Origin of the sequence: Nocardiopsis sp. NRRL B-16309 (assembly GCF_001279585.1) — a bacterium.
Lineage (GTDB): Bacteria > Actinomycetota > Actinomycetes > Streptosporangiales > Streptosporangiaceae > Nocardiopsis.
Genome location: NZ_LGEC01000080.1, coordinates 214,796 through 236,806, shown reverse-complemented (window position 1 = coordinate 236,806; position 22,011 = coordinate 214,796). Strand labels below are relative to the sequence as shown.

Sequence of the window (22,011 nt, the reverse complement as noted above, 5' to 3'; positions counted from 1 at the left end):
CCTCCCCCACACCGTGAACACGAAGAACGAGGAGCCACGCATGGCGGCACCGGCTGGAACGGCCGACACGGAGTACGGGATCTTCCTGCCCATCGGCAACGGTGGCTGGATCATCTCCGAGACGGCACCGCACCCCGAGGCGACCTACGACTACAACAAGAAGGCGGCGGTGCTGGCCGACGCCCACGGCTTCGACTTCATCATGTCCATGGGCAAGTGGCGCGGCTACGACGGGTCCACCGACCACTGGGGCCGCACGTTGGAGTCGATGACGATGATGTCGGGGCTGGCCGAGGCCACGGAGCGGGTGAAGGTGTGGGCCACCGTCCACACCAACCTGTTCAACCCGGCCATCGCCGCCAAGATGTACACGACCCTGCAGGACATCAGCGACGGCCGCGCCGGCATGAACATCGTGGTCGGCTCCTACGCCGACGAGTTCGGTCAGATGGGCCTGTGGAACGAGGACCTGGACCACGCGGCGCGGTACCGGTACACCGAGGAGTGGACCTCCCTCCTCGAACGCCTGTGGACGGAGGACTCCGTCACCCACCAGGGCGAGTTCTTCACCCTGGACGACTGCCGCTCGCGTCCGCACCCGAACCCGGCGCCCACGCTGATCAGCGCCGGACGCTCCGACACCGGTCTCGACTTCCAGGCCCGCCACTGCGACGGATCGTTCCTGACCGCGCAGGACCTGCCCGGGCTGCGGGAGGCGAGCCTCGACGTGAAGGCCCGCGCCGAGAAGCAGGGCCGGACCATCCGGACCTACTCGATGCTCACCGTCATCATGGACGAGACCGACTCCGCGGCCGAGGAGCGGCGGCGCGAGTACGGACGCGGCGCCGACGTGGACGCGATCGTCAACATGAAGCGCTCCTGGGGCCTGCCACTGGACAAGGCGCTGTCCCTGACCGCGGAGAACCCCGAGGACGAGGCCTTCCAGACCACCTTCGTCACCGGGTCCCCCGACACCGTGACCAGGCGCATCCGGGAGATCGTCGAGTACGCGGAGCTGGACGGGCTGATGCTCATCTTCCCCGACTACCACGCGGACCTGGCGGAGTTCGGCGAGAAGGTCATGCCGCGGCTGAGGGACTCGGGCGCGGATGCCGACGCGGCCGCGGCTCCGGCCGGCGGGGCGGGCGCGGCTCCGGCCGGCGGGGCGGGGGCGCGTTGAGCCAGGGGACGGGCCTCACCGACGTGTCCGGGCGCGTGTGGGCCCCGCCCGGCCCCGCCCGGGAGTGCGCGCTGCTGGTCGTCGACGTTCAACGCGACTTCGCCGACCCGGCCGCGCTCACCTGGCTGGACCAGGCGGACCTGGAGCGGGTCGCCGCCGCCGTGCGGCGGGTGACGGCCCTGGTCGGCGCGGCCCGCGCCGCCGGTGTGCGCGTGGTGTGGGTGGGGCTCGGACAGGACCCGGCCGAGCCGTGGGCCGCGTCGCGCTGGCTGCGCGGCCTGCCGGAGGACCCGGCCGAGGACGAGGCGGAGGAGCCCTGTGTGGAGGGGTCGCCCGGCGCCGCGTGGTTCGGGGCGTCCCCTGAGACCGGTGAGGAGGTCGTGGTCAAGCGGCGGTACTCGGGCTTCCACGGCACCGGCCTGGCGGACACGCTGCGGTCGGCGGGCACGACATGGATCGCCGCCGCCGGCCTGACCACCGAGTGCTGTGTGGACGCCACCGTGCGGGACGCCTTCCAGCTGGGGTTCCGGACCGTGGTGGCGGCCGACGCCACGGCGGCCTACGAGGAGGACGCCCACCGGCACGCGCTGGCGGCCCTGGCCCAGAACGCGGCCGTGGTCGCCACCGCCGACGCCCTCGCGTCGGCCTGGGGCTCCGAAGCACGGACCACGGCGACGCACGGACGGAAGGTGACCGCGTGAACCGGATGAAGCTGGCGTTCGACCTGTCCTTCACCCACACCGAGGGCGGCTGGTCGGCACCGGGGTCGTGGGTGGGCGCCGCCTACCCCGACGTGCGCATGTTCACCGAGCTGGCGATCGCGGCCGAGCGCGGCGGGATCGACATGCTGTTCTTCGGGGACGGCACGGGGATCCCGGACACGTGGGAGTCGTCGATGGACGCGGCGGTCCGGCACGGCGTGCAGTGGCCGCGCCAGGACATGAGCCCGTTCGTGGCGGCGATGGCCCAGGCCACAAGCCGGATCGGGTTCGGGCTGACCTACTCCTCCACCTACATGCACCCGTTCTACGTGGCACGGCTGCTGAACTCGCTGGACCACGTGACGGCGGGCCGGATCGCGTTCAACGTGGTGGCGTCGGGCCGGCTGGCGGACGCGGCCAACTACGGCCACGACGGCCTCATGGACCACGACGCGCGCTACGAGCGCATGGAGGAGTTCGTCGAGGTCTGCCGCCGGCTGTGGGACTCGGTCGAACCGGGGGCGATCGTCGCGGACCGGGAGACCGGCGTGTTCGCCGATCCGTCGAAGGTGCACCGCGTCGACCACGACGGCGCGCACTTCCGGGTGGCCGGGCCGCTGCCGGCGGTCCCCAGCCCGCAGGGGCGGCCGGTGCTGGTGCAGGCGGGGGCCTCCCCCCGGGGCATCGCGGCGTCGGCGGCCTTCGCCGACGTGGTGTTCGGGCTGGGCGGGCACCTGCCCTCACAGGTCTCGCACCGGACCCGGCTGGACGAGGCGCTGGTCGCGGCGGGCCGCGCGCCCGAGGACGTCGGCATCCTGTGGGCGATCCAGGTGGTGCTCGGCGAGACCGAGGACGAGGCCCGGGCCAAGAAGGAGCGGATGACCGGGAGCCTGCCGCCGGAGGCCGTGGGCGCCTACCTGTCGTACAACCACGGGTTCGACTTCTCGACCCTGCCCGCGCGGTTCGCGCTGGCGGAGGTCGCGGAGGCGATCACGGCGGCCCAGGCGACGCAGGCGGGCTTCCTGCAACGGCTGATCGCCCAGCGGGGCGAGGACGCCGAGATGGAGCGGACCGAGTTCTTCGACGAGGGCTGGCGGTTCGCCACCGGTTACGACCAGACGATCGCCGGTACGCCCGCCACCGTCGCCGACGAGCTGGAGAAGCAGTTCGCGGCGACCGGGTCCCGCGGCGGGTTCATGGTCTGCAACCCGATGTCGATGCCCTCGTCGCTGCTGGACGTGGTGCACCTGCTGGTCCCCGAGCTGCGCCGACGCGGTGCCGTGGCCTCGGACTACGAGGGCACGACCCTGCGGGAGAACCTTCTGGGTGCCTGACCCCCTGGGGAAGGGAACGCCCCCGACCGATCGCCGGGCCCGTCCGTCCTTCGGGCCCGGCGATTGAACCCTGTGCCACCGGGTAGTCACCCATCGTTGCCAGCACGGGTTCCGATCGCGGTCGAACGAGGGGTGGAACATGGGCGTCAAGCGCGGTGTCGACGGTCTGCGGCAGATCCTGGACGCCATGGACTTCCCGGCCGACAAGGACACCATCGTGGAACGCGCTCTGGCGGCGGACGGGGACGAGGAGATGCTCAGCGCACTGCGCTCGATGCCGCCCGCCGACTTCAACGAGCCCAACGAGGTCCTGCGGGCGGTCCCGCTGCCCGAGTCGGAGCCGCGATCGCACACCGAGTCCGCCCGAGCCCGGGAGCGCGGCCAGGAGGGTTAGGCAGCGTTCCCGCGGCACCGCGGACACCACCGGCCGCGCCGGGAACGCCGGGCGCCGGTGCCGCCGGACCCGGACGACCCGACTCCAGGTCAGGCGAACGGGTCGGAATCGACCGCCGCGCGCGCGTCAGGGCGCAGCATCTGCGCCACGCAGCGGGTGAGTCCGGCGCCGTGCTCGTCGACCGCCCGCATCCACGGGACCGCCGCCATGAGCCGGACCGTGTCGTCGGTGACGGTGTCGTCGAGGACGGCCCGCAGCTCCTCGGGAACCCGATCGTCCACCAGGCACGGCCACACCAGCGCGGCACCCACTCTGACCTCGGCGGGCCGCTCCGGGTCCGACCACAGGGCACGGGCCCACGCGACCGCGCGCCCGTCGGAGTGCTCCCGGGCCAGTTGACCGATCGCCAGGACCAGGCTCGCCCGGACCGCCGGCTCCTTCTCGGCACGAAACCGGTCGTGCAGCGCGGCCGAGATCCTGCCGACCGCACCGGAGGCGGTGGCCAGCGCGTAGCAGGCCAGACCCCGGATGCCGGGAACAGGGTCGTCGAGGAGGGCGAGGAGGATGTCGGCGTCGGCGGCGACGGCGTCCTGTGCCGCCTCGACGGACCAGTTCACGAGGTAGCCGTTGTTGTCCCACAGCATCCGGCCCTCCGTGCTCCGGAGGAGGCCCGCGCGGGTGCCGTCACCGAAGTGCTCGGGCCTCGCCAGCTCGGCGACCAGTTCCAGCGTGCCCGCTCGACCGTGCGCCGAGGGGTCGGCGGCGGCCCGGAGCAGGAAGGGAACCGCGAGCGCACCGGACGGGGACGTCGCGCCCTGGTGGCAGACGGTACTCCAGAGCGAACCGAGCGCCCGGTCCACAGGTGCCGCGTCGTCCGATCGGAGCGCCGCGAGCCCGAGCGGCACGGAGTCGTCCGTCCCGTAGGCGTGGGGGAAGCGGTGCCAGGGCACGCGGTCGAGGAGGAAGTGCTCCTTGACCTCGTGAGGCATCCGCGCCACCACCGCCCGCACGTCCAGGCCGGTCCCGGCGTAGATCTCCGGGCCGTGCTCCATGACGCGCTCGACGCTGTAGACCTCTTCCGCCGCCACGGGCTCTCCTGGTTCGTCGACGATCACCGACCACCATGGAAGCACCGGTCCAGACCGTTCGGGTAGCGGAGCGCCCGGGAACCGAAGCCGTCCGGGTACCGACGCGTCCGGGCTAGGTCGTGTCGTGTTTTTTGCAGCATTCCGGGCTCGCGGCCGCCAGGCTGCCTCTCGCCGCGCCTCTGCGCTCGTGAAGCACAACCAGGCTGAACTTCGCACATCGTCTTGCGAGAGATGGCCTGACGACCGCTCGCTCACCCGAAAGCCTTCAGAAAAACACTCCCTAGGCGGCCTGGCGGTGGCGCTCACGCAGGGGCGCGCCCACTTTGTGCATGTGGGTGAGGGCCTCGACGTGCGAGCGCACGAAGCCGGTCTCGTGGTAGGGCACACCGATCTCGGCGCAGTAGTCGCGCACGATCACCTGGGCGCGCCCGAGGTGCGGCGTGGGCATGTTGGGGAAGAGGTGGTGCTCGATCTGGTAGTTGAGGCCGCCCAGAGCGATGTCGGTGAACCAGCCGCCGCGCACGTTGCGCGAGGTCAGCACCTGCTTGCGCAGGAAGTCGAGCTTCTCGCCCTTCTTCAGCGTGGGCATGCCCTTGTGGTTGGGCGCGAAGATGCAGCCCAGGTAGACGCCGAACAGTCCCTGCTGCACCGCGATGAACGCGACCGCCTGGAGCGGGTCCAGGACCGCGAACACCGCACCGAGGTAGAGCGCGAAGTGCGCCCCCAGGAGCACGCCCTCCAGGGCGCGCTGCTTGGTGCTGCGGCGGAAGAGCGCCCGGACGCTGCCCACGTGGAGGTTGATGCCCTCCAGCAGCAGGAACGGGTAGAAGAGGAACGCCTGGTAGCGGCCGATGAAGGCGGGCAGGCCGCGAGCCGCCTGTGCCTGGCCCTCGGACCACACGAGCAGTTCGGCGCCGACGTCGGGGTCGAGTTCCTCGTGGTTCGGGTTGGCGTGGTGCCGGGTGTGCTTGTCCTGCCACCACCCGTACCCCAGTCCGATGCCGAGGTTGCCGACGATCCGGCCCAGGGCCACGCTCGGGGCGCGCTTGGAGAGGATCTGCAGGTGGGCGAGCTCGTGGGACACCAGTCCCACCTGCCCGAACACCGCGGCCATCGCCACGGCCGTCGCCAGCTGCCACCAGGAGTCGCCCAGAAGGAAGAACAGGGCCCACACGCCGACGAAGGACAGGGCGATCAGCGACAGCCGGACGGCGAAGTACACGGGCGTGCGCTCCATCAGACCGGCCTTCTGGACCCGGCGCGACAGCTCGGAGAAGTCGCTCCCCCGCCTGGTTCCTAGGGTCGCCGTAGACGGCGCCGTGCTCGCGTTGGGCATCCATTCCCCCTGGTGACGTGGTCGGCGGGTATAACGACCACGCTAGGCGCGGAGTGTGATCCGGGCCATGGCACCACCACGCCGCGAATTAGGGGTGCAGGCACCCCTGTGTTCTGGCGTTCGTTCGGGATCTACCCGCTGGTCACTTCTGCGGGGCGCCTGTCGGACACGTTCGGCCGCCGACGCGTCTACCTCACCGGCGCGACCCTGCTGGCGCAGTTCATCGGGCCCTACATGATGCTCGGCACCGGCAGCCCGTTCATGCTGGTCCTGGCCACCGTCATCGGTCTGGGCGTGCTGTGGTCACCGATCACCGCGACCATCGGCACGCTGTGCTCGGAGATCTTCTCCACCCGCGTCCGCTACACCGGGGTGAGCCTCGGCTACCAGCTCGGCGCCGCGCTCGCGGGGGGCACCCCACCACTGATCGCGACCTGGCTGCTGTCCCGGTTCGACGAGTCGTGGGTGCCCGTGGCGGGCTACCTGGTGTTCACCGCGCTGGTGTCCATCGTCGCGGTGTCGCTGGCCCGCCGGGCCTCCAACGCCGAGGGACGGCACCTGCCCACGAGCGTCGACGGAGCCCGCGCCGGCGCCTGACCGTGCCTCCTCCTCGGGCCGGGCGGACCCCGCCGTTCTGGTGGGGGACGCCCGGCCCGGCCGCGGGTCAGGCGCCGACGCGCAGGGCCCGGGCCTGCCGTCGTTCCCGAGCGATCAGCACGGCCGCCAGGCCCAGGCCGGTCAGGAGCAGCGCGCCGGAGGCCGCGAAGCCGACGGACGGTCCGGTCAGGGCGAGGGGCCGCCGCGGGTGCTCGCCGTCCTGACCGGAGTCACCAGTGTGGCCGCCGCTTAGGAGATCCAGGTCGCCCTGGCCGAGGTCGGACCCATCGGTCCGGTCGCCCGGTCCGACCCGCGACATGGGTCCGAACGACGGAGAGGGGCGGGGTGACGGCCCGGACGACGCCGACGACTCGTCGAGCGGGTCCACGGAGCCCCTCGGGTCCGACCGTGGCGCGTGCTCCGGCTGTGGGTCCGGTTGTGGCGCCGCGTTCGACTGCGGTGCCGGGGCCGGGTCCGATGGTTCGGGCCCGGACGGCTCGGGCGGCCCAGAGGACACCGGCGACCGCGGAGGCTCGGACGGCTCCGGCGCTTCGGGAGCCCCTAGGGACCCCGACGACTCAGGTCGCACAGGCGATTCAGGCGGCTCGGACGTCCCGGAGGCCCCCGGCTTCTCCGACTCCCCCGCGGTGCGCGGTTCCGTGCCGTCGCAGACCACGCTGTGCGTGACGGTGTACGTGTCGCCCCGCCCGGTCAGCGTCACGTCCACGGGCAGCGGCTCGTCGACCTTCTCCCCGTTGGCCTCGGTCAGGCGCGCGGTGGTGACCACACACCCCTCGTGACCCTCGTGGCCGACGGGCACCGACGCGTCGATGGTCACCGTGTCACCGTGTTCGTAACCCTCGCGGTCCGAATCCGAGTCCGCGTCCCCGTCCTGGTCCGCGGCACCCGCGCCACCGGGACCGGTGAGCGTCAGCCGCACGTCGAGGCCGCCCCTCGGCGACCCGGGTACGGCCTCCTCGCCCTCTTTGCCCAGAGGAACGACCTCCTGGACGATCGTCAGAGAACCCGTGTCCGGCCGGTCCGCACCCGTGGCGCTCGCGGCGCCGGGGAGCGAGAGCGCGGCCACGGCCGTCAGCGTGGCCGCCGATGCCCCGGACACGAGTGCCCGCCATCGGGGACGCACAGGACCCGCGCGTTCGCGCATGCGGCTGATCGAAGACATGTCCACCTTCATGTCACTCATAGTAGTTATCGACTACCAAAAGTGATGGAAGTGGACGTTGGCGGGGTGTGGGACGGCCGAAGGCGACTCCGTCAGTCGAGTTCGCGGAGCAGGGCGGCGACCGGGGCCGGGTCCTCCAGCGGTCCGAGATGCCCCAAGCCCTCCATGGTGTGGACCTCGGCGCCCAGCAGCCGGTAGGCGGGACCGTGCAGCCGGGCGGGCGAGAACAGCGTGTCCTCGGAACCGGTCGCGACGGTGATCGGGGTCTCGCGCCAGGGGCGCAGGCACTCCATCGGCAGCGGCGCCGGAGCCAGACTGGTGCGACAGTAGCGACCCACCAGCGTCATCCAGGGGGCCAGCGGATGCACACCCTGGGCGATGTGGGCACGGCCGCTCATCGCGTTGAGCAGCCGGGTGCTCTTGCTGTCACGCGGCCCGATCATCCACGGCAGCGCCGCGCGCAGCAGCTCAGGAGTCGTCCCGGCCGCGGTCAGTCCGGCCGGGGACACCAGCACCAGCGCCTTGACCAGCGGTGACGGGTGGGCCGCCAGGGCGACCATGGCACCGAGGGAGTGGCCGAGCACGAGGGAGGGCCGGTCGGTCACCTGCGGCAGGACCTGGTCGAGCCAGGCGCCGTAGGCCTTGACGCGCGCCCCGCGCGGACGCACATCGCAGCTCAGGCCGGGCTGGCCGGGCAGGTCGAGCGAGATGACGGGGCGGTCGACGGCCAGGGCACGGATCAGCTCGACGGAGGTGGCGGTGTTGAAGTTGGTACCGCTGAGCAGCACCACCGGGTCTCCGTCACCCCCTGGAGCACGGAACGCCCGGGTCGTGCCGAGTTCGGTCTCCAGGGCCGCCAGGGCGGTGAGCTCCGGGCAGGCGGCGATCTCCCGCTCGCACCACTCGCGCACCACCCGCGCACCGTCCCGTGAACGGTAGACGTGCGCACCGCGCACTTGGGAGTCGAGCATCAGCAGCCTTGTTTCCGGTAGGGGAAGCCAGTGTCGACCATTCTCCCTCCCGCCACCCACCATCGCCGACGGGGAGGCGGTGAACCGCCAAGATCGGCTACCACCCTCAACCGAGACACTCCGCGCCCAGCCCCACTCCCCGCCACCCACCATCGCCGACGGGGAGGCGGCCAACCGCCAGAGTCGGCCACCACCCTCAACCGAGACACTCCGCGCCCAGCCCCACTCCCCGCCACCCACCATCGCCGACGGGGAGGCGGCAAACCGCCAGAGTCGGCCACCACCCCAAGACCTCCGCGCCCCACCCGCTCAACCGACCGTCCGGAGTCCCAGAGGCCACTCGGGCCACTCGGCTCGACGGCCAGGATGGGGCGGATGTGTCCCGTGTGTCGGATGGGCGGCCACCCGGCACCGCGCGCCGGGGTTTCGCAGTCCGGACATCCCATTCCAGGACCCGAACATGAACGCCGAACTTTCAGGGTAGGAGACGGCTTGTGTCAGGGCCGATCCCCGACACACCGCCGCGAATCAGACGACAGTGAGACATGTCACGCGCACGCGCCAACACAGCGTGACCGTTTCATTGACTTAATATGTGCTTTGCCCGTTTTCACGGGGGGCACTGTCCGTCCTACGAGCACACACACGCTCCTACGTCACCAGCCGTCGTCACGCGGCACGCCCGTTGGCATGGGCACAACGCGCCACTTCCACCCGCTCCGCAGCGGTAAACATCGCATCTGGGTGACGGCGGCGCCGACAGGGTTCCAGCACCGCGTCCAGCGCGGGTCCCGCATGGGACACAAGCCCTCTGGACTGGACATTTCTCCATGCGTCCGTGACCATGGGCGAGGCGCGAGCGCCTGAGGTGTGCCGGGAAGACTGGTCGGCGAGGTCCCTGACGTCTCACGCCCTGGAAAGTTCATATGAGTATCGACCCGCTCGAGCACCCCGCGCATCCGGGGCCCATCGCGAAGTTCGCCGACTCCCTGCGCAGCGACACAGTGGGGGGCTTCCTCCTCATCGGTGCCGCCGTTCTGGCACTCGTGTGGATCAACTCGCCCCTCGGCCACATCTACGAGTCGATACGGTCGTTCAGCTTCGGCCCGGAGTCCCTCCACCTGAACCTGTCGCTGGAGACCTGGGCCGCGGACGGTCTTCTCGCCGTCTTCTTCTTCGTGGTCGGCAACGAGCTCAAGCAGGAGTTCGTCCACGGTGAACTCCGCAACCCCCGGCGCGCGATGCTCCCGATCATCGCCGCGATCTGCGGCATGGTGGTCCCCGCCGCCTTCTACGCCGCCATCAACTTCACCTCCCCGGAGACCCTGGGCGGCTGGGGCATCCCGATGGCCACGGACATCGCGTTCGCGCTCGCCATCCTCGCCGTCGTCGGCCGCGGCCTGCCGCCCGCGCTGCGCACCTTCCTGCTGACCCTCGCGATCGTCGACGACCTCGGCGCGGTCATCGTCATCGCCGTCTTCTACACCGCCGACATCAACTTCGTCGCCCTGGGCGTCGCCGTCCTCGGCCTGGCGGTCTTCGGCTACCTGCAGCGCGGTCGCGGTCTGGCGGCCAAGCTCAACTCCTCCCCGGTCCCGAACTGGCTGGTCTACCTGCCGCTGGCGGTCGTGATCTGGGTCCTCGTGCACGAGAGCGGCGTGCACGCCACCATCGCCGGTGTGGCCATGGGTCTGCTCATGCGCACCCACAAGCACGAGGGCGAGCACCACGACCCCAGCCACGGCGTGGAGCAGCTGCTGCGCCCCTGGTCGGCCGGGCTGGCGCTGCCGATCTTCGCGTTCTTCTCCGCCGGCGTCGTCTTCGACGGCTTCGGCGAGGTCATCACCGACACGGCGGCGCTCGGCATCATCGCCGGCCTGGTCCTGGGCAAGGTGGTCGGCATCGTGGGCGGTTCGTGGCTCACCACGAAGCTCACCCGCGCCGAGCTCAACCCCAGCCTCCAGTGGATCGACCTGGTCGGGATGTCGCAGCTGGCGGGCATCGGCTTCACGGTGTCGCTGCTGATCACCGAACTGTCCTTCGTCGGCGCCGAGCACCACCTGGCGCACGCCAAGACCGGTGTCCTCGTCGCGTCGCTGATCGCCGCACTGCTGTCCGTCTTCATCCTGGGCGCCCGCTCCCGGCACTACCGCCGCCTGGCCGCCGCCGGCCAGGGCCCCACGGCTCCGTCCGACGACAGCCCGGCCCGCTGAGGGCCCCAGGCCACGGACACCCCCGCACACCGGCTCCGCGCCGGAGACCGACCAGTGAACGACGGCCCCCTCCCCACCGTGGGAGGGGGCCGTCGCCGTTCCGTACGTTCCGCTCTCGGGGCGCCCCTTCCTCAGCCTCCGTGCCCGGCAACTCCGCGCAGGGTCAGGCACAGGGCTTCCAGCGCCCCCGAGAAGGCGTGCTCGGACGGCGTTCCGTACCCGATGACCAGCCCGTCCCGTCGGGGCATGCCGCTGTCGGGGTGCCGGTAGGCGCCGAGCCCGTCCAGGGCCAGCCCGTGGCGCCGGGCGGCGCGCAACGCGACCGGTTCGCTCCCGGGAGGCAGGTCGAGAACGGCGTGCAGTCCCGCGGCGATCCCCCGCACCCGGACACGGGGCGCGCGCCCGGCCAGCGTGGCGGTGAGCCGGTCCCGCCGCCGGCGGTAGACCCTCCGCATCCGGCGCAGGTGCCGGTCGTAGGAACCGCGGGCGACGAAGTCGGCGAGTGTCAATTGGTCGACGACCCCCGACCAGGTCTCCCGCTCGCCCTTGGCCCGGAGGACGTCGTCGAGGAGCCATCCGGGCAGGACCATCCAGCCCACCCTCAGCGCCGGGGACAGGCTCTTGCTGACCGAGCCGAGATAGACCACCCGCTCCGGGTCCAGCCCCTGGACGGCTCCCACCGGTTCGCGGTCGTAGCGGAACTCCCCGTCATAGTCGTCCTCCAGCAGCACGCCTCCGGTCGACCGCGCCCAGTCCACGACCGCGCTCCGCCGGTCGCGGTGCAACGGCCCGCCGGTGGGGAACTGGTGGGCAGGGGTCAACAGGACGCTTCCGGCGTCGAGGGCGGAGAGCTCGCCGACCCTCGCCCCGTGCCCGTCGACGGCCAGTGGGACGGTGCCGCCCCCGGAGCGGGTCAGGACGTCCCGGTGGAACGCCAGGCCGTAGGACTCGACCGCCACCGGTCCGCGCGTCAGCCCGCCCAGCAGGCCCAGTCCGTGGGCGACACCGGAGCACACGACGATCCGGTCGGGCGTCGTGCGCACTCCCCTGGCACGCGCCAGGTACTCCGCGAGCGCCCTGCGCAGCTCGATCCGCCCCCGCGGGTCCCCCACACCGAAGGCGTCGTTGGGCGCCACCGCCAGGGCGCGGCGGGCCGAGGCCAGCCAGGGCGCGCGCGGGAAGGCGGCGGCGTCCGGAGAACTGGGCTTGAGGTCGTACGAGGGCGGCCGGGGTTCTGGGCGGATCGGCGACCGCGCCCGGTCGGTCTCCAGCGGACGGGCACGTCGGGCGACGCGGGTCCCGGAACCCTGGCGAGCCGTCAGCCACCCCTCCTCCACCAGCTCCGCGTAGGCGTCGGCGACGGTGTTGCGGGCGATGCCGAGATCGGCCGCCAGGACGCGGTGGGAGGGGAGCCGGGTGTCGGGCGCCAGGCGGCCCGAGTCGATCGCCTCCCTCAGCGCCCGCATCAGCCGTACCCGGATGCCCCCCGGCCCCACGAGCGGGAGGTGGAGGTCGGTCCCCGCGCCCGGTTCGTCAGCCGTCTCCGCCGAAGTGCCCCATGAATCCGTCACGGAAATGCACCATACCTTGGGGCAGTTCGGCTTCTAGCGTCGTCGGTATGACAACTTTCCAGGTTCCCGAACGCATGGACTTCGCCCGGGTCTCCCCCAGGGTCTTCAAGGCCGTCCTGGCCCTGGACGCCGCCGCCCGCGACGGCGTCGACCCGGTGGTCCTCGAACTCGTCCAGATCCGTGTCTCGCAGGTCAACGGGTGCGCGTACTGCGTCGACTACCACGTCGGCGACGCCCGCAAGGCCGGGGAGGGCGACGACCGCCTCCATCAGCTCTCCGTCTGGCGGGAGTCGAGCCTCTACACCGCGCGGGAGCGGGCCGCGCTCGCGCTGGCCGAAGCGGTGACCCTGCTCCCCCACGGTGTGTCGGACGAGGTGTACGCCGCTGCCGAGCGGCACTTCGGGGAGCGGGAGCTGGCCCAGCTCATCGCGGTGGTCCTCACGGTCAACGCGTGGAACCGCATGAACGCCACCACCCGCAAGACCCCCGGCACGGCGTAGTCGCGCTCTCCCCGTCCCCCGTCCTCCCTCCGCCACGTGTGCGGGGCGGTGGCCGCCCGCCACCGCCCCGCCCATCCGATCTCCCGAAGGGTCCGTGTCATGACCAGCCTCGACCCGTCCGCCCCCGTCTCCGGAACCGCTCCCTCCCCCGTCAGGGGCTGGCTCGCCGTCCTGGCCGTGACGCTCGGCATCTTCGCCCTGATGACCTCCGAACTGCTGCCCGTGGGCCTGCTCACCCCCATCGGCACCGGCCTGGACGTCTCCGAGGGCGCCGTCGGCCTGATGGTGACCGTGCCCGGCATCGTCGCGGCCGTCTCCGCACCGCTGGTGACCGTGGCCACCGGGAGGGTGGACCGGCGCCTGGTGCTCATCGTGCTGATCGGCCTGGTCGGTGCGGCCAACCTCGCTTCGGCCTTCGCGACGTCCTTCGCGGTCGTGCTCGTGGCCCGGTTCCTGATCGGTGTCAGCGTGGGCGGCTTCTGGTCCCTGGCCGGGGGGATCGCCCTGCGGCTGGTACCGGAACGGCACGTGGTCGGCGCCACCGCCGTCATCTTCGGCGGCGTCGAGACCGCCTCCGTCCTCGGGGTGCCCGCGGGCACCCTGCTGGGGGACGCCGGAGGCTGGCGGTCCGCGTTCGCCGCCGTGGGCGTCCTCGGGCTGGTCTCCATGGTGTGCATGGTCCTGCTGATGCCGAAGGTGGAGCCTCGACGGACGATCACACTCGGCGCTCTTCCGGAGGTCCTCAGGACCAGTGCCGGAGTGCGGATGGGCATCGCCATGACCGTCCTGGTCATCACGGGCCACTTCGCGGCCTACACCTTCGTCCGGCCGATCCTCCTGGCCGACGGTGTCGACGGCGGGATGGTCGGGACGCTGCTGCTCGTCTTCGGCGCGGCCGGCCTCTGCGGAAACTTCGCCGCGGGCGCGCTGATCGCCAAGCGCCTACGACTGACCGCGGTCGGCGTGATCGTGATCCTCAGCGGGTCCATGGTGCTTCTCGCCGTGAGCGACGGAACGCCCGTGTCGGCCGGCGCGATCCTCGCCCTGTGGGGGCTCGGCTACGGAGCCGTCCCCGTCACCTTCATGACCTGGGTCATCGACGCCGCGGGCGACGCGACCGACGCCGCCTCCTCGCTGTACGTCTCGGCCTTCAACCTGTCCATCGCGCTCGGCGCCCTCCTCGGCGGCCTGGCGGTCGACGGCATCGCCACCGGCAGTGTCCTGTGGATCGGCGGCGGCCTGGTCCTGCTGGCGCTCCTCTTCCTCGGCGGCGCACGGCGATCCGCGCCCACGGGAACGACCTGACCTGTCGCGGGTCCCGCGGCGGGCCCGCCGGGTCAGCCGCGGGCGAAGGCGGCGAGCGCCGCGGTGAGTTCGGCGGGCGCGTCCTCCTGGACCAGGTGGCCCGCGCCCTCGATGAGCCGGACCTCGGCGCCCGGGATCAGCGACCCGAGCTCGTGCGCCTTGGCGGCCGGGATCCAGCTGTCCTCCGTGCCCCAGCACACGAGCACCGGCATGTCGATCGTGCCGAGCCGGTCGTGGAACGCGTCGGTGTCCTCCGGGGTCGCCTGCGCGATCTGGCGGTAGAAGGCGGCCTGCCCGGCGGCCCCGGTCCACGGCGCCACCACCTCGCGCAGCACCTCCGGGTGCAGCCCGCGCGGGCTCACCGAGGAGACGTACTCCTGGACCAGCGCGCGGTGCAGCCCCTCGGGCAGGGCCGCGAACACCTCGGCGTGCTCGCCCAGGTGCCGGAACGACGGCGAGCCCCACGGGCGCAGCGCCACCACGTCCACGAGCGCGAGCCGCCGGTACGGCACGCCGTGCAGCAGGTGGGCGCGCAGGGAGACCGCGCCGCCGAAGTCGTGGGCGAACACGGTGGGCCGGTCCAGGCCCCAGTGCGCGAGGAGTTCGGTGAACACGCGGCCCTGGGCGGCGAGCGAGACGTCCTGGCCCTCGAACTTGTCCGAGGTCCCGTAGCCCGGCATGTCCCAGACGTAGACCTCGTGCGTCTGGGCGAGGGCCCGCGCCACCGACCGCCACACGTACGACGAGAACGGCGTGCCGTGGCAGAGCACGATCGGTGCGCCGACGCCGAGCCGGTCCCAGCGCACCCGGCCGGACGACGACTCGAACGACTCCGCCGGCTTCCAGTCCGTCAACGGCTCTTCCCCTCCGTCGGTCCCACCGGTCTCGTCCCGCCATCCTCCCGGGTGCCGGTGACACTTCGCGAGCACCGGGCCCCGACCGGTGTCCACGGTGCCCGCCTACGCGGCGCGGCCCCTCGTGGCGCCCGCGCCCTCGCCCACGGCGCGCCATTCGGAGGCCAGCACCGACCAGATCTGCTTGTCGTAGCGCCTTCCCCCATAGGGCCAGACCTCGCGCAGCACGCCCTCCAGGGTCATGCCGAGCCGTTCGGCCACCGCGCCGCTGCGCGCGTTGTCCGCACGGCACTGCCATTCGGCCCGGTGCAGGCCCCGATCGACGAGCGCCCAGTCCAGGAGCGCGCGGCACGCCCCGGTGACCAGGCCGCGGCCCTCGGCGTCCGGCTGCAACCAGCAACCGACCTCGCACGAGCCCGCCTCGGCGTCGAAGGCCGCGAACAGTACGCCACCGACCAGCACACCGTCGAGCCAGATGCCGTGGAGGCGGGCGCCGTCGGCGGCCTGGCGGTCGGCGTACCGGCGCAGCGTGGCCCGCGCCCCGTCGAGGTCGTCGGTCACGAACGCCGGTCCGACCCACGGCCGGATGTGCTCGCGCGCCCGGTCCATGTGCGCGGCGAACTCCTCGGCGTGCCGGACCTCCAGCGGTCGGAGGTCGGCGTCGTCCGCCAACGGGAGAGAGAACACGAGGGCCCCACATTCACATAACGAGTGTTACGTCAATGTACCGTCATGGCATGCCACGCACCAAGGGGGACCACGAGGCCCGCCGCCGCGACGTCTCCGAGGCGGTCTGGCGGGTACTGGCCGCGCGGGGCTTCGGCGGGCTGAGCCTGCGCGCCGTCGCGGCCGAGCTCGACGCGACCACCGGCCTGCTCACGCACTACTTCCCCACCAAGCGCGACCTCGTCAAACACGCCCTCGACCTGCTCGAGGAGCGCAGCGCCGCCCGCCCCCGGCGGGCGGCCGCGGAAGGGCTGCCCGCCGTCCGTGCCGCCCTGCTCGACATCCTGCCGATCACGGACGCGGCCGCCGACGGCAACCGGGTCTGGGTGTCGTCCTGGGACGCCGCCCTCGCCGATCCGGAACTGCGCGGCGACCACGCCCGCCGGTACGGCCGCAGCCGCGAGCGGCTGCGCGACCTGGTCGCCACGGCCCAACGGCTCGGCGACCTGCCCGCCGCGGACCCGGCGCGCATGGCGGCCGGGGCGCAGTCCTTCGTCCTCGGCCTCGTGGTGCAGGCCCTGTTCGACCCCGCGGCGTTCCCGCCCCGATACCAGGTCGAACTGCTCGACGACTACCTCTCCGCCCTGGCCTGCCCTCCTCCGGTAGGCGGCGGACCACCGACGCCCTCACGGGACTCCAGGTAGGCCGACCAGCCGCCGTGCTCGGTGATGTCCTCGGCGCCCTCGGCGGCGGAGGCCTGGCAGCCGAACCCGACCACCGTGCGGCCGTCGGCGAGCGTCACCGGACCCAGCATCATCGGCGCTGGCAGGTGGACCAGGAACGTGCCCAGCTCCGCCCGTGAGATCGCCCAGACCTCGCAGCGCAGCGCCCGTCCCCCGTGCTCGACCCGGAGCACACCCGGCTTCGGCGGCGTGGTGGGCAGCGCCACCATCCGGTAGTCGGCGGTGGTCGTCGTCGCCTCCTCGAAGCGCGCTCCCAACCGGGTGAGCTGGCCGTTGAGCGGCTGCCCGCGCAGGTGCGCGCCGAACACCGCCAGCCGCACCCCCTGCTCCGCGTCCATCCCCTGCTCCGAGACGGGCTCGCCCGGGGCCTCCCCGGTCAGGGTCGCCGCCAGGTCCAGGAGCACCTGGTCCTCGAAGGCCTCGCCGATGAGGCTGACCCCGAACGTGTGCCCGTCCGCCTCGCCCGCGGGCACCGCCACGGCCGCCATGTCCAACAGGTTCACGAAGTTCGTGTACGTGCCCAGGCGCGAGTTCTCCCCCACCGGGTCGGCCGCGACCTCCGCCAGCGTCGGATGCCCGACCGTCGTGGGCAGCAGGAGGGCGTCGAACCCGGTGAGCAGCGAGCGCGCGTCGGCCCTGTACCGCGCCAACCGGTGCTGGTCGGCGGCCAGTGCGTGGGCGGGAATCCTGCCGGCGGGCACGATGATCCCGCTGACCGTCGGGTCCGCCGACTCCGCGCCGCTCTCCAGGAACTCCCCCACGGCGGCGTAGCGCTCGGCCACCAGGGCCCCGTCGTACAGCAGCCGCGCCGCCTCCAGCAGCGGGGCCACGTCCACTTCCATGGTCCGCGCCCCGGCGTCCCGGAGAAGGTCGGCGGCCGCGTGGAACGCGGCCCGCTCCGCAGCGCTGAGCGGTTCCAGCCCCGCCGCCGTCGGCACGGCCACCGTGGCCGGGAAACGGGGCCCCAGCCGCACGTCGGCGGGCCAGTCCCGGCTGTAGGCGTCCTTGCGGTCGGGACCGATCATCTCCGCCAGCGCCTCGCGGCCGGTCTCCAGATCCGCCGCGAACACCGTCACGCAGTCGTAGGGGCGCGCCGCCGGAACCACGCCGGTCGCCGGGACCAGCCCCAGCGTGGGCTTGAGCCCGACGATGCCGTGCAGGGCGGCCGGGACCCGGCCCGACCCGGCGGTGTCGGTCCCGACGCCGATGTCGGCGATGCCCAGCGCCACCGCGACCGCCGACCCCGCGCTGGAGCCGCCGGAGATCCGCTCCGGGTCCAGGGCGTTGCGGACGGCGCCGTACGGGCTGCGCGTGCCCACGAGACCGGTGGCGAACTGGTCGAGGTTGGTCTTGCCCAGGACGAGCGCGCCGGCGTCCACGAGCCGTTGGACGGCCGTCGCGGTGGTGTCGGGGGTGTAGGCGAACTCCGGGCACCCAGCCGTGGTGGGCAGTCCGGCCACGTCGATGTTGTCCTTGACCGCCACGAGGGTTCCGGCGAGCGGCATGTTCGACCCGGCGGCGATCCAGCCCTCCATGGCCTTGGCCTCGTTGGCCAGCTCCTGTTCGGGGCGCAGGTGGGTCCACACCTCGGGGCGGTCGACTTCGGCGATCCTCCGGTAGGCGGCCCGGACGCGGTCGGTGGGGGTGGGCATCAGGCGGACTCTCCTTGCGTGATGACGGCCAGGGCGCGCCCCGGTTCGAGGTGCTGTCCCGGCGCGACGAGGATGTCGGAGACCGTACCCGCGACGGGCGCGCGGACCACGACCTCCAGCTTCATGGCTTCCAGCCGGACCACCGGCTGCCCCTCCTCCACCGTGTCGCCCGGCGCCACGTCCACCTTCCACACGGAGGCGGACAACGGGGCCTCGACCAGGCTCGCACCCGGCGGGAGGTCGAGTGCGCCGGTGTCGGGCGCGGGCTCGGGCTCGGGCTCGGGCTTGTCGTCGAACTCGCCCGCGGCCTCCCACGCCTGGCGCTCGGTCTCGAACGCCGCCGCCTGGCGCTCGCGGAAGGCTTCGATGGACTGGGCGTTCTCCGCGAGGAAGCGCTCGTGGTCGGCGAGCACGAACTCGCCCTCGCCGATGGCCGGTGCGTACCGGCCGGCCAGGAGGTCGGCCCGGATGTCGAGCAGTTCCTCGTGCTCGACGGGGTACCAGCTGATGCGGTCGAAGAACCGGAGCAGCCACGGGGTCCCGGGTTCGAAGGGCCCGTACTGGCGCAGGCCCGACCAGATCGGCACCGTCCGGCCGATGAGCTGGTAGCCGCCGGGGCTCTCCATGCCGTACACGCACAGGTAGGCGCCGCCGATGCCCACCCCGGCCTCCGGGGTCCAGGTGCGGGCGGGGCTGTACTTGGTGGTAACCAGCCGGTGCCGGGGGTCGAGCGGCGTCGCGGCGGGCGCCCCCAGGTAGACGTCGCCCAGCCCCAGCACCAGGTAGGAGGCGTCGAAGACGATGTCGCGCACCTGCTCGACCGAGTCCAGGCCGTTGATCCGGCGGATGAACTCGATGTTGTCCGGGTTCCAGGGGGCGTCGTCGCGCACGGCGACCCCGTAGCGGGCGATGGCCTCGTGGATGGAGGGGTCGTCGAAGGACATCGGCAGGTGCAGCGTCCGGCTCGGCACGCTCAGCCGGGAGGTGGGCGGCAGCTGCGCCTCGATCTCCTGGAGCAGGCCGAGCAGGGTGCGCAGAGGCAGGACGTCCGGATCGATGTGCAGGTGCAGCGACCGCACGCCGGGTGTGGTGTCGACGATGCCCGCGGGCGCCGCCTCGTCCAGCGCCGCCATGAGGGCGTGGACGCGCATGCGCAGTCCCAGGTCGAGCACCATCGGACCGTACTCGACCAGGACGTTGTCGTGTCCGCTGCGCCGGTAGGTGACCTCGGGGGTGCCATCGCCCGCGAGGATCCGGGCGAGCACGCCGTCGTCGCCGTCGGACCCGGTGCCGCGCAGCAGCGGGGCGGCGGTGGGGTTCGCGTGCAGCTTCTCGGCGGCGGCCTCGGTGACCGGGTGGAACCGGACGGTGTCGCCGGGCCTGAGCTGGCCGACCTTCCACCGTGAGCCGGTGACGACCGTGACGGGGCAGACGAACCCGCCCAGGCTGGGGCCGTCGGGGCCGAGGAGCACGGGGGTGTCGCCGGAGAGGTTGACCGCGCCGATGGAGTAGGCGGTGTCGTGGACGTTGGAGGGGTGCAGCCCGGCCTGGCCGCCGTCCGGGCGGGCCCAGGTCTGCTTGGGCCCGGACAGGCGGACGCCGTTGCGGGCGGACTGGGGGTGCACCTTCCACGCGGTGGCGTAGAAGTCGGCCAGGCCCTCACGGGTGAGGAACTCCGGGGCCGCGTGCGGGCCCTCGGACACCTCGATGTCCCAGTGAACCGCGGCCGAAGGCCGTCCGTCGAGGGTGTCCCCACTCCCACTCTGTGCCCCAGGGGCGGTGGCGGGCGACGGGACGGCTGCCGCGCCCGCCTCGACGGGGGCGCCGAAGTCGGGCCGGTCCGCCTCCGGCACGGGCCCCGCCCCGGGCGCGGGCGCGTCGGCGTTCGCCGCGCCAGGGCGCAGCACGTCGCCCAGGCGCAGGGCGCGGCCGCTGTGGCCCCCGTACTCGCCCGCGGTGAACGTGGCCGCGCTCCCCAGGTACTCCGGAACGTCCAGGCCCCCGCGCACCAGCACGTACGTGCGCATACCGGGGCCGAGGGCGGCGCCGACGTCGAGCAGGCCGCCCGCCGGCACCTCGACCGGCTCCCACTGGGGCACGGCCGCGCCGTCCACGGTGACGTCGGCCGGGGCACCGGTGACGCACACCGTCATGGCGGCGGAGAACCGCAGCGCGGGACCCTCCATCGTGCACTCCAGGCCGGGGGCGCCCTCGGGGTTGCCCAGGGCCCGGTTGCCCAGCCGCAGGGACAGGTCGTCCATGGCGCCCGACGGCGGCACGCCCACCTGCCAGTAGCCTGTGCGCCCGGGCCAGTCCTGGACGGTGGTGAGCGTTCCGGCGCGCTCCACCTCCACGCGCGGCTCCGGGTCGCCCACCCCCGCGCAGGTCGCGGTGGTGTGGGCGACCGCGCGCACGTCGTCGTGCGCGGCCAGCGCCCGCAGCAGTCCCAGGTTGGTCTGGAGGCCGTCCACCCGGACCTCGGACAGGGCGCGGCCGAGCCGGTCGAGGGCGTCGTCGCGGTCCTCGCCGCGCACGATCACCTTGGCCAGCATGGGGTCGTAGTCGCTGGTGACGCGCTGGCCGGTCTCCACCCAGGCGTCGACGCGCGCGTCGGAGGGGAACTCGACCCGGGTGAGCAGGCCGGAGCTGGGCCGGAAGTCGTGCGCGGGGTCCTCGGCGTACACGCGGGCCTCGACGGCGTGGCCGGTGAGCGCGGGGCCCTCCGGAGGCACGTCGGCCAGCACGTCCTCGCCGCGGGCCAGGCGCAGCATCCAGGCGACCAGGTCGATCCCCGTGACCTCCTCCGTCACCGGGTGCTCCACCTGCAGGCGGGTGTTGACCTCCAGGAACGAGGCCTCACCGCGGTCGGCGTCGAAGACGAACTCCACCGTGCCCGCGCTGCGGTAGGACACACCGGCGCACAGTTCGCGGGCGGTGCGGTGGAGTTCGGCGCGCAGCGCGTCGGGCAGGCCGGGGGCGGGCGCCTCCTCCACGACCTTCTGGTTGCGGCGCTGGAGGGAGCAGTCGCGGTCGCCGACGGTGACCACGCCGCCCCGGCCGTCGCCGAAGACCTGGACCTCCACGTGGCGCGCCCGGGACACGAAGCGCTCGACGAAGACGCCGCCCCCGCCGAAGTGGGTCTGCGCCATCCGGCTGACCTGGTCGAAGGCGGCACGCAGCTCGTCGGGATCAGCACAGGCGCGCAGCCCGATCCCGCCCCCGCCGGACGTGGACTTCACGATCACCGGATAGCCGATGGCCTCGGCGGCGGCCACGGCCGCGTCGGCGTCGGGCAGGGTCTCGCTGCCCGCGACCATGGGGAGCCCGGCCGCCGCCGCGGCCTTGCGCGCGGTGTGCTTGTCGCCGAACTGCTCCAGGTGACGGGGTTCGGGGCCGACGAACACCATCCCGGCGTCCTCGACCGCGCGGGCGAAGGCCGCGCTCTCGGACAGGAACCCGTAGCCGGGGTGGACGGCGCCCGCGCCGGAGGCCGCGGCCGCGGCCAGCACGCGTTCGATGTGCAGGTAGCTCTCGGCGGCGGGCGCGGGCCCGAGCCGGACCGCCGCGTCGGCGAGCCGGGTGTGCGGGGCTCCCGCGTCGGCGTCGGAGTAGACCGCGACGGTGCGCAGACCGAGTTCTCGGGCGGAGCGGATGACGCGGCAGGCGATCTCGCCGCGGTTGGCGATGAGCACGGTGTCGAACACGGTGGCTCTCCTTCTGTCC

At 72.9% G+C, this 22,011-nt stretch carries 18 protein-coding genes; 9 read left to right on the top strand and 9 right to left on the bottom strand.

Annotation, left to right across the window (positions count from 1 at the left end; translation table 11 throughout):
* Positions 1–40 precede the first annotated feature (40 nt).
* The 4 genes from ADL05_RS17660 (at position 41) to ADL05_RS17645 (ending at position 3,609) form a co-directional block, all read left to right on the top strand.
* The gene (locus tag ADL05_RS17660) at positions 41–1,180 is read left to right on the top strand and encodes an LLM class flavin-dependent oxidoreductase (RefSeq protein ID WP_053618065.1); all 1,140 of its coding nucleotides are present in this window, start codon (positions 41–43) and stop codon (positions 1,178–1,180) included.
* Entirely contained in the window at positions 1,177–1,881 is a 705-nt protein-coding gene (locus ADL05_RS17655; RefSeq protein WP_197285835.1) for a cysteine hydrolase family protein, read from the top strand. The genes ADL05_RS17660 and ADL05_RS17655 overlap by 4 nt, the downstream gene beginning before the upstream one ends.
* Before the next feature lie 5 nt (positions 1,882–1,886).
* Complete coding sequence (locus ADL05_RS17650; protein ID WP_231640800.1) at positions 1,887–3,215, top strand: NtaA/DmoA family FMN-dependent monooxygenase; 1,329 nt, start codon at positions 1,887–1,889, stop codon at positions 3,213–3,215.
* Between the two features lie 139 nt (positions 3,216–3,354).
* Positions 3,355–3,609 carry a DUF2795 domain-containing protein gene (locus ADL05_RS17645; protein ID WP_053618062.1) on the top strand — a complete coding sequence of 85 codons (255 nt, stop codon included), beginning with the start codon at positions 3,355–3,357 and terminating at the stop codon, positions 3,607–3,609.
* Between the two features lie 89 nt (positions 3,610–3,698).
* Here the strand turns inward: ADL05_RS17645 and ADL05_RS30610 are convergent, their stop codons facing one another.
* Both ADL05_RS30610 and ADL05_RS17635 read right to left on the bottom strand, forming a co-directional pair.
* Positions 3,699–4,697 (bottom strand): HEAT repeat domain-containing protein, encoded by a 999-nt coding sequence (locus tag ADL05_RS30610; RefSeq protein ID WP_053618061.1) that lies wholly within the window; start codon positions 4,695–4,697, stop codon positions 3,699–3,701.
* A gap of 280 nt (positions 4,698–4,977) precedes the next feature.
* Entirely contained in the window at positions 4,978–5,934 is a 957-nt protein-coding gene (locus ADL05_RS17635) for an acyl-CoA desaturase (protein WP_156365897.1), read from the bottom strand.
* Positions 5,935–6,141: 207 nt separating this feature from the next.
* Here ADL05_RS17635 and ADL05_RS17630 point away from each other — a divergent pair, with 207 nt between their 5' ends.
* A complete protein-coding gene (locus ADL05_RS17630; protein WP_053618059.1) occupies positions 6,142–6,630 on the top strand; it encodes an MFS transporter in 489 nt (162 codons plus the stop codon).
* A gap of 67 nt (positions 6,631–6,697) precedes the next feature.
* On the opposite strand, the gene ADL05_RS17625 is transcribed toward ADL05_RS17630, so the two are convergent.
* Together ADL05_RS17625 and ADL05_RS17620 are read right to left on the bottom strand one after the other, a co-directional pair.
* Positions 6,698–7,813, bottom strand: coding sequence for a hypothetical protein (locus tag ADL05_RS17625; protein ID WP_156365888.1), 1,116 nt, complete (start codon positions 7,811–7,813; stop codon positions 6,698–6,700).
* 92 nt (positions 7,814–7,905) lie between these two features.
* Positions 7,906–8,784: an alpha/beta fold hydrolase gene (locus ADL05_RS17620; RefSeq protein WP_053618057.1), complete on the bottom strand. Its 879-nt coding sequence runs from the start codon at positions 8,782–8,784 to the stop codon at positions 7,906–7,908.
* A gap of 926 nt (positions 8,785–9,710) precedes the next feature.
* On the opposite strand from ADL05_RS17620, the gene nhaA reads away from it, so the two are divergent.
* The gene (gene nhaA / locus ADL05_RS17615; protein WP_053618056.1) at positions 9,711–10,997 is read left to right on the top strand and encodes a Na+/H+ antiporter NhaA; all 1,287 of its coding nucleotides are present in this window, start codon (positions 9,711–9,713) and stop codon (positions 10,995–10,997) included.
* A 131-nt stretch (positions 10,998–11,128) separates the two neighbouring features.
* Here the strand turns inward: nhaA and ADL05_RS17610 are convergent, their stop codons facing one another.
* Positions 11,129–12,568 (bottom strand): PLP-dependent aminotransferase family protein, encoded by a 1,440-nt coding sequence (locus tag ADL05_RS17610; protein ID WP_053618055.1) that lies wholly within the window; start codon positions 12,566–12,568, stop codon positions 11,129–11,131.
* 47 nt (positions 12,569–12,615) lie between these two features.
* Between ADL05_RS17610 and ADL05_RS17605 the strand changes: the two genes are divergently transcribed.
* On the top strand, positions 12,616–13,068 hold the full coding sequence (locus ADL05_RS17605; RefSeq protein WP_197285834.1) for a carboxymuconolactone decarboxylase family protein: 453 nt from the start codon (positions 12,616–12,618) through the stop codon (positions 13,066–13,068).
* A gap of 99 nt (positions 13,069–13,167) precedes the next feature.
* Positions 13,168–14,373 carry an MFS transporter gene (locus ADL05_RS17600; RefSeq protein WP_053618053.1) on the top strand — a complete coding sequence of 402 codons (1,206 nt, stop codon included), beginning with the start codon at positions 13,168–13,170 and terminating at the stop codon, positions 14,371–14,373.
* A gap of 32 nt (positions 14,374–14,405) precedes the next feature.
* Here the strand turns inward: ADL05_RS17600 and ADL05_RS17595 are convergent, their stop codons facing one another.
* Positions 14,406–15,227 (bottom strand): alpha/beta fold hydrolase, encoded by an 822-nt coding sequence (locus tag ADL05_RS17595; protein ID WP_053618052.1) that lies wholly within the window; start codon positions 15,225–15,227, stop codon positions 14,406–14,408.
* Between the two features lie 105 nt (positions 15,228–15,332).
* On the bottom strand, positions 15,333–15,914 hold the full coding sequence (locus ADL05_RS17590) for a GNAT family N-acetyltransferase (RefSeq protein ID WP_053618051.1): 582 nt from the start codon (positions 15,912–15,914) through the stop codon (positions 15,333–15,335).
* A 50-nt stretch (positions 15,915–15,964) separates the two neighbouring features.
* Between ADL05_RS17590 and ADL05_RS17585 the strand changes: the two genes are divergently transcribed.
* Positions 15,965–16,597: a TetR/AcrR family transcriptional regulator gene (locus tag ADL05_RS17585; RefSeq protein WP_053618050.1), complete on the top strand. Its 633-nt coding sequence runs from the start codon at positions 15,965–15,967 to the stop codon at positions 16,595–16,597.
* On the opposite strand, the gene atzF is transcribed toward ADL05_RS17585, so the two are convergent.
* Both atzF and uca read right to left on the bottom strand, forming a co-directional pair.
* The gene (atzF, locus tag ADL05_RS17580; RefSeq protein WP_053618049.1) at positions 16,525–18,288 is read right to left on the bottom strand and encodes an allophanate hydrolase; all 1,764 of its coding nucleotides are present in this window, start codon (positions 18,286–18,288) and stop codon (positions 16,525–16,527) included. The genes ADL05_RS17585 and atzF overlap by 73 nt on opposite strands.
* Positions 18,288–21,992, bottom strand: a complete 3,705-nt coding sequence (uca, locus tag ADL05_RS17575; protein WP_053618048.1) for an urea carboxylase — start codon at positions 21,990–21,992, stop codon at positions 18,288–18,290. The genes atzF and uca overlap by 1 nt, the downstream gene beginning before the upstream one ends.
* Positions 21,993–22,011 lie beyond the last annotated feature (19 nt).

Coding starts and splice junctions, on each gene's coding strand:
- ADL05_RS17660 (WP_053618065.1), top strand. CDS start 41: ATGGCGGCACCGGCTGGAACGGCCGACACGGAGTACGGGATCTTCCTG.
- ADL05_RS17650 (WP_231640800.1), top strand. CDS start 1,887: ATGAAGCTGGCGTTCGACCTGTCCTTCACCCACACCGAGGGCGGCTGG.
- ADL05_RS17645 (WP_053618062.1), top strand. CDS start 3,355: ATGGGCGTCAAGCGCGGTGTCGACGGTCTGCGGCAGATCCTGGACGCC.
- ADL05_RS17635 (WP_156365897.1), bottom strand. CDS start 5,934: ATGGAGCGCACGCCCGTGTACTTCGCCGTCCGGCTGTCGCTGATCGCC.
- ADL05_RS17625 (WP_156365888.1), bottom strand. CDS start 7,813: ATGTCTTCGATCAGCCGCATGCGCGAACGCGCGGGTCCTGTGCGTCCC.
- ADL05_RS17620 (WP_053618057.1), bottom strand. CDS start 8,784: ATGCTCGACTCCCAAGTGCGCGGTGCGCACGTCTACCGTTCACGGGAC.
- nhaA (WP_053618056.1), top strand. CDS start 9,711: ATGAGTATCGACCCGCTCGAGCACCCCGCGCATCCGGGGCCCATCGCG.
- ADL05_RS17605 (WP_197285834.1), top strand. CDS start 12,616: ATGACAACTTTCCAGGTTCCCGAACGCATGGACTTCGCCCGGGTCTCC.
- ADL05_RS17600 (WP_053618053.1), top strand. CDS start 13,168: ATGACCAGCCTCGACCCGTCCGCCCCCGTCTCCGGAACCGCTCCCTCC.
- ADL05_RS17585 (WP_053618050.1), top strand. CDS start 15,965: ATGCCACGCACCAAGGGGGACCACGAGGCCCGCCGCCGCGACGTCTCC.
- atzF (WP_053618049.1), bottom strand. CDS start 18,288: ATGCCCACCCCCACCGACCGCGTCCGGGCCGCCTACCGGAGGATCGCC.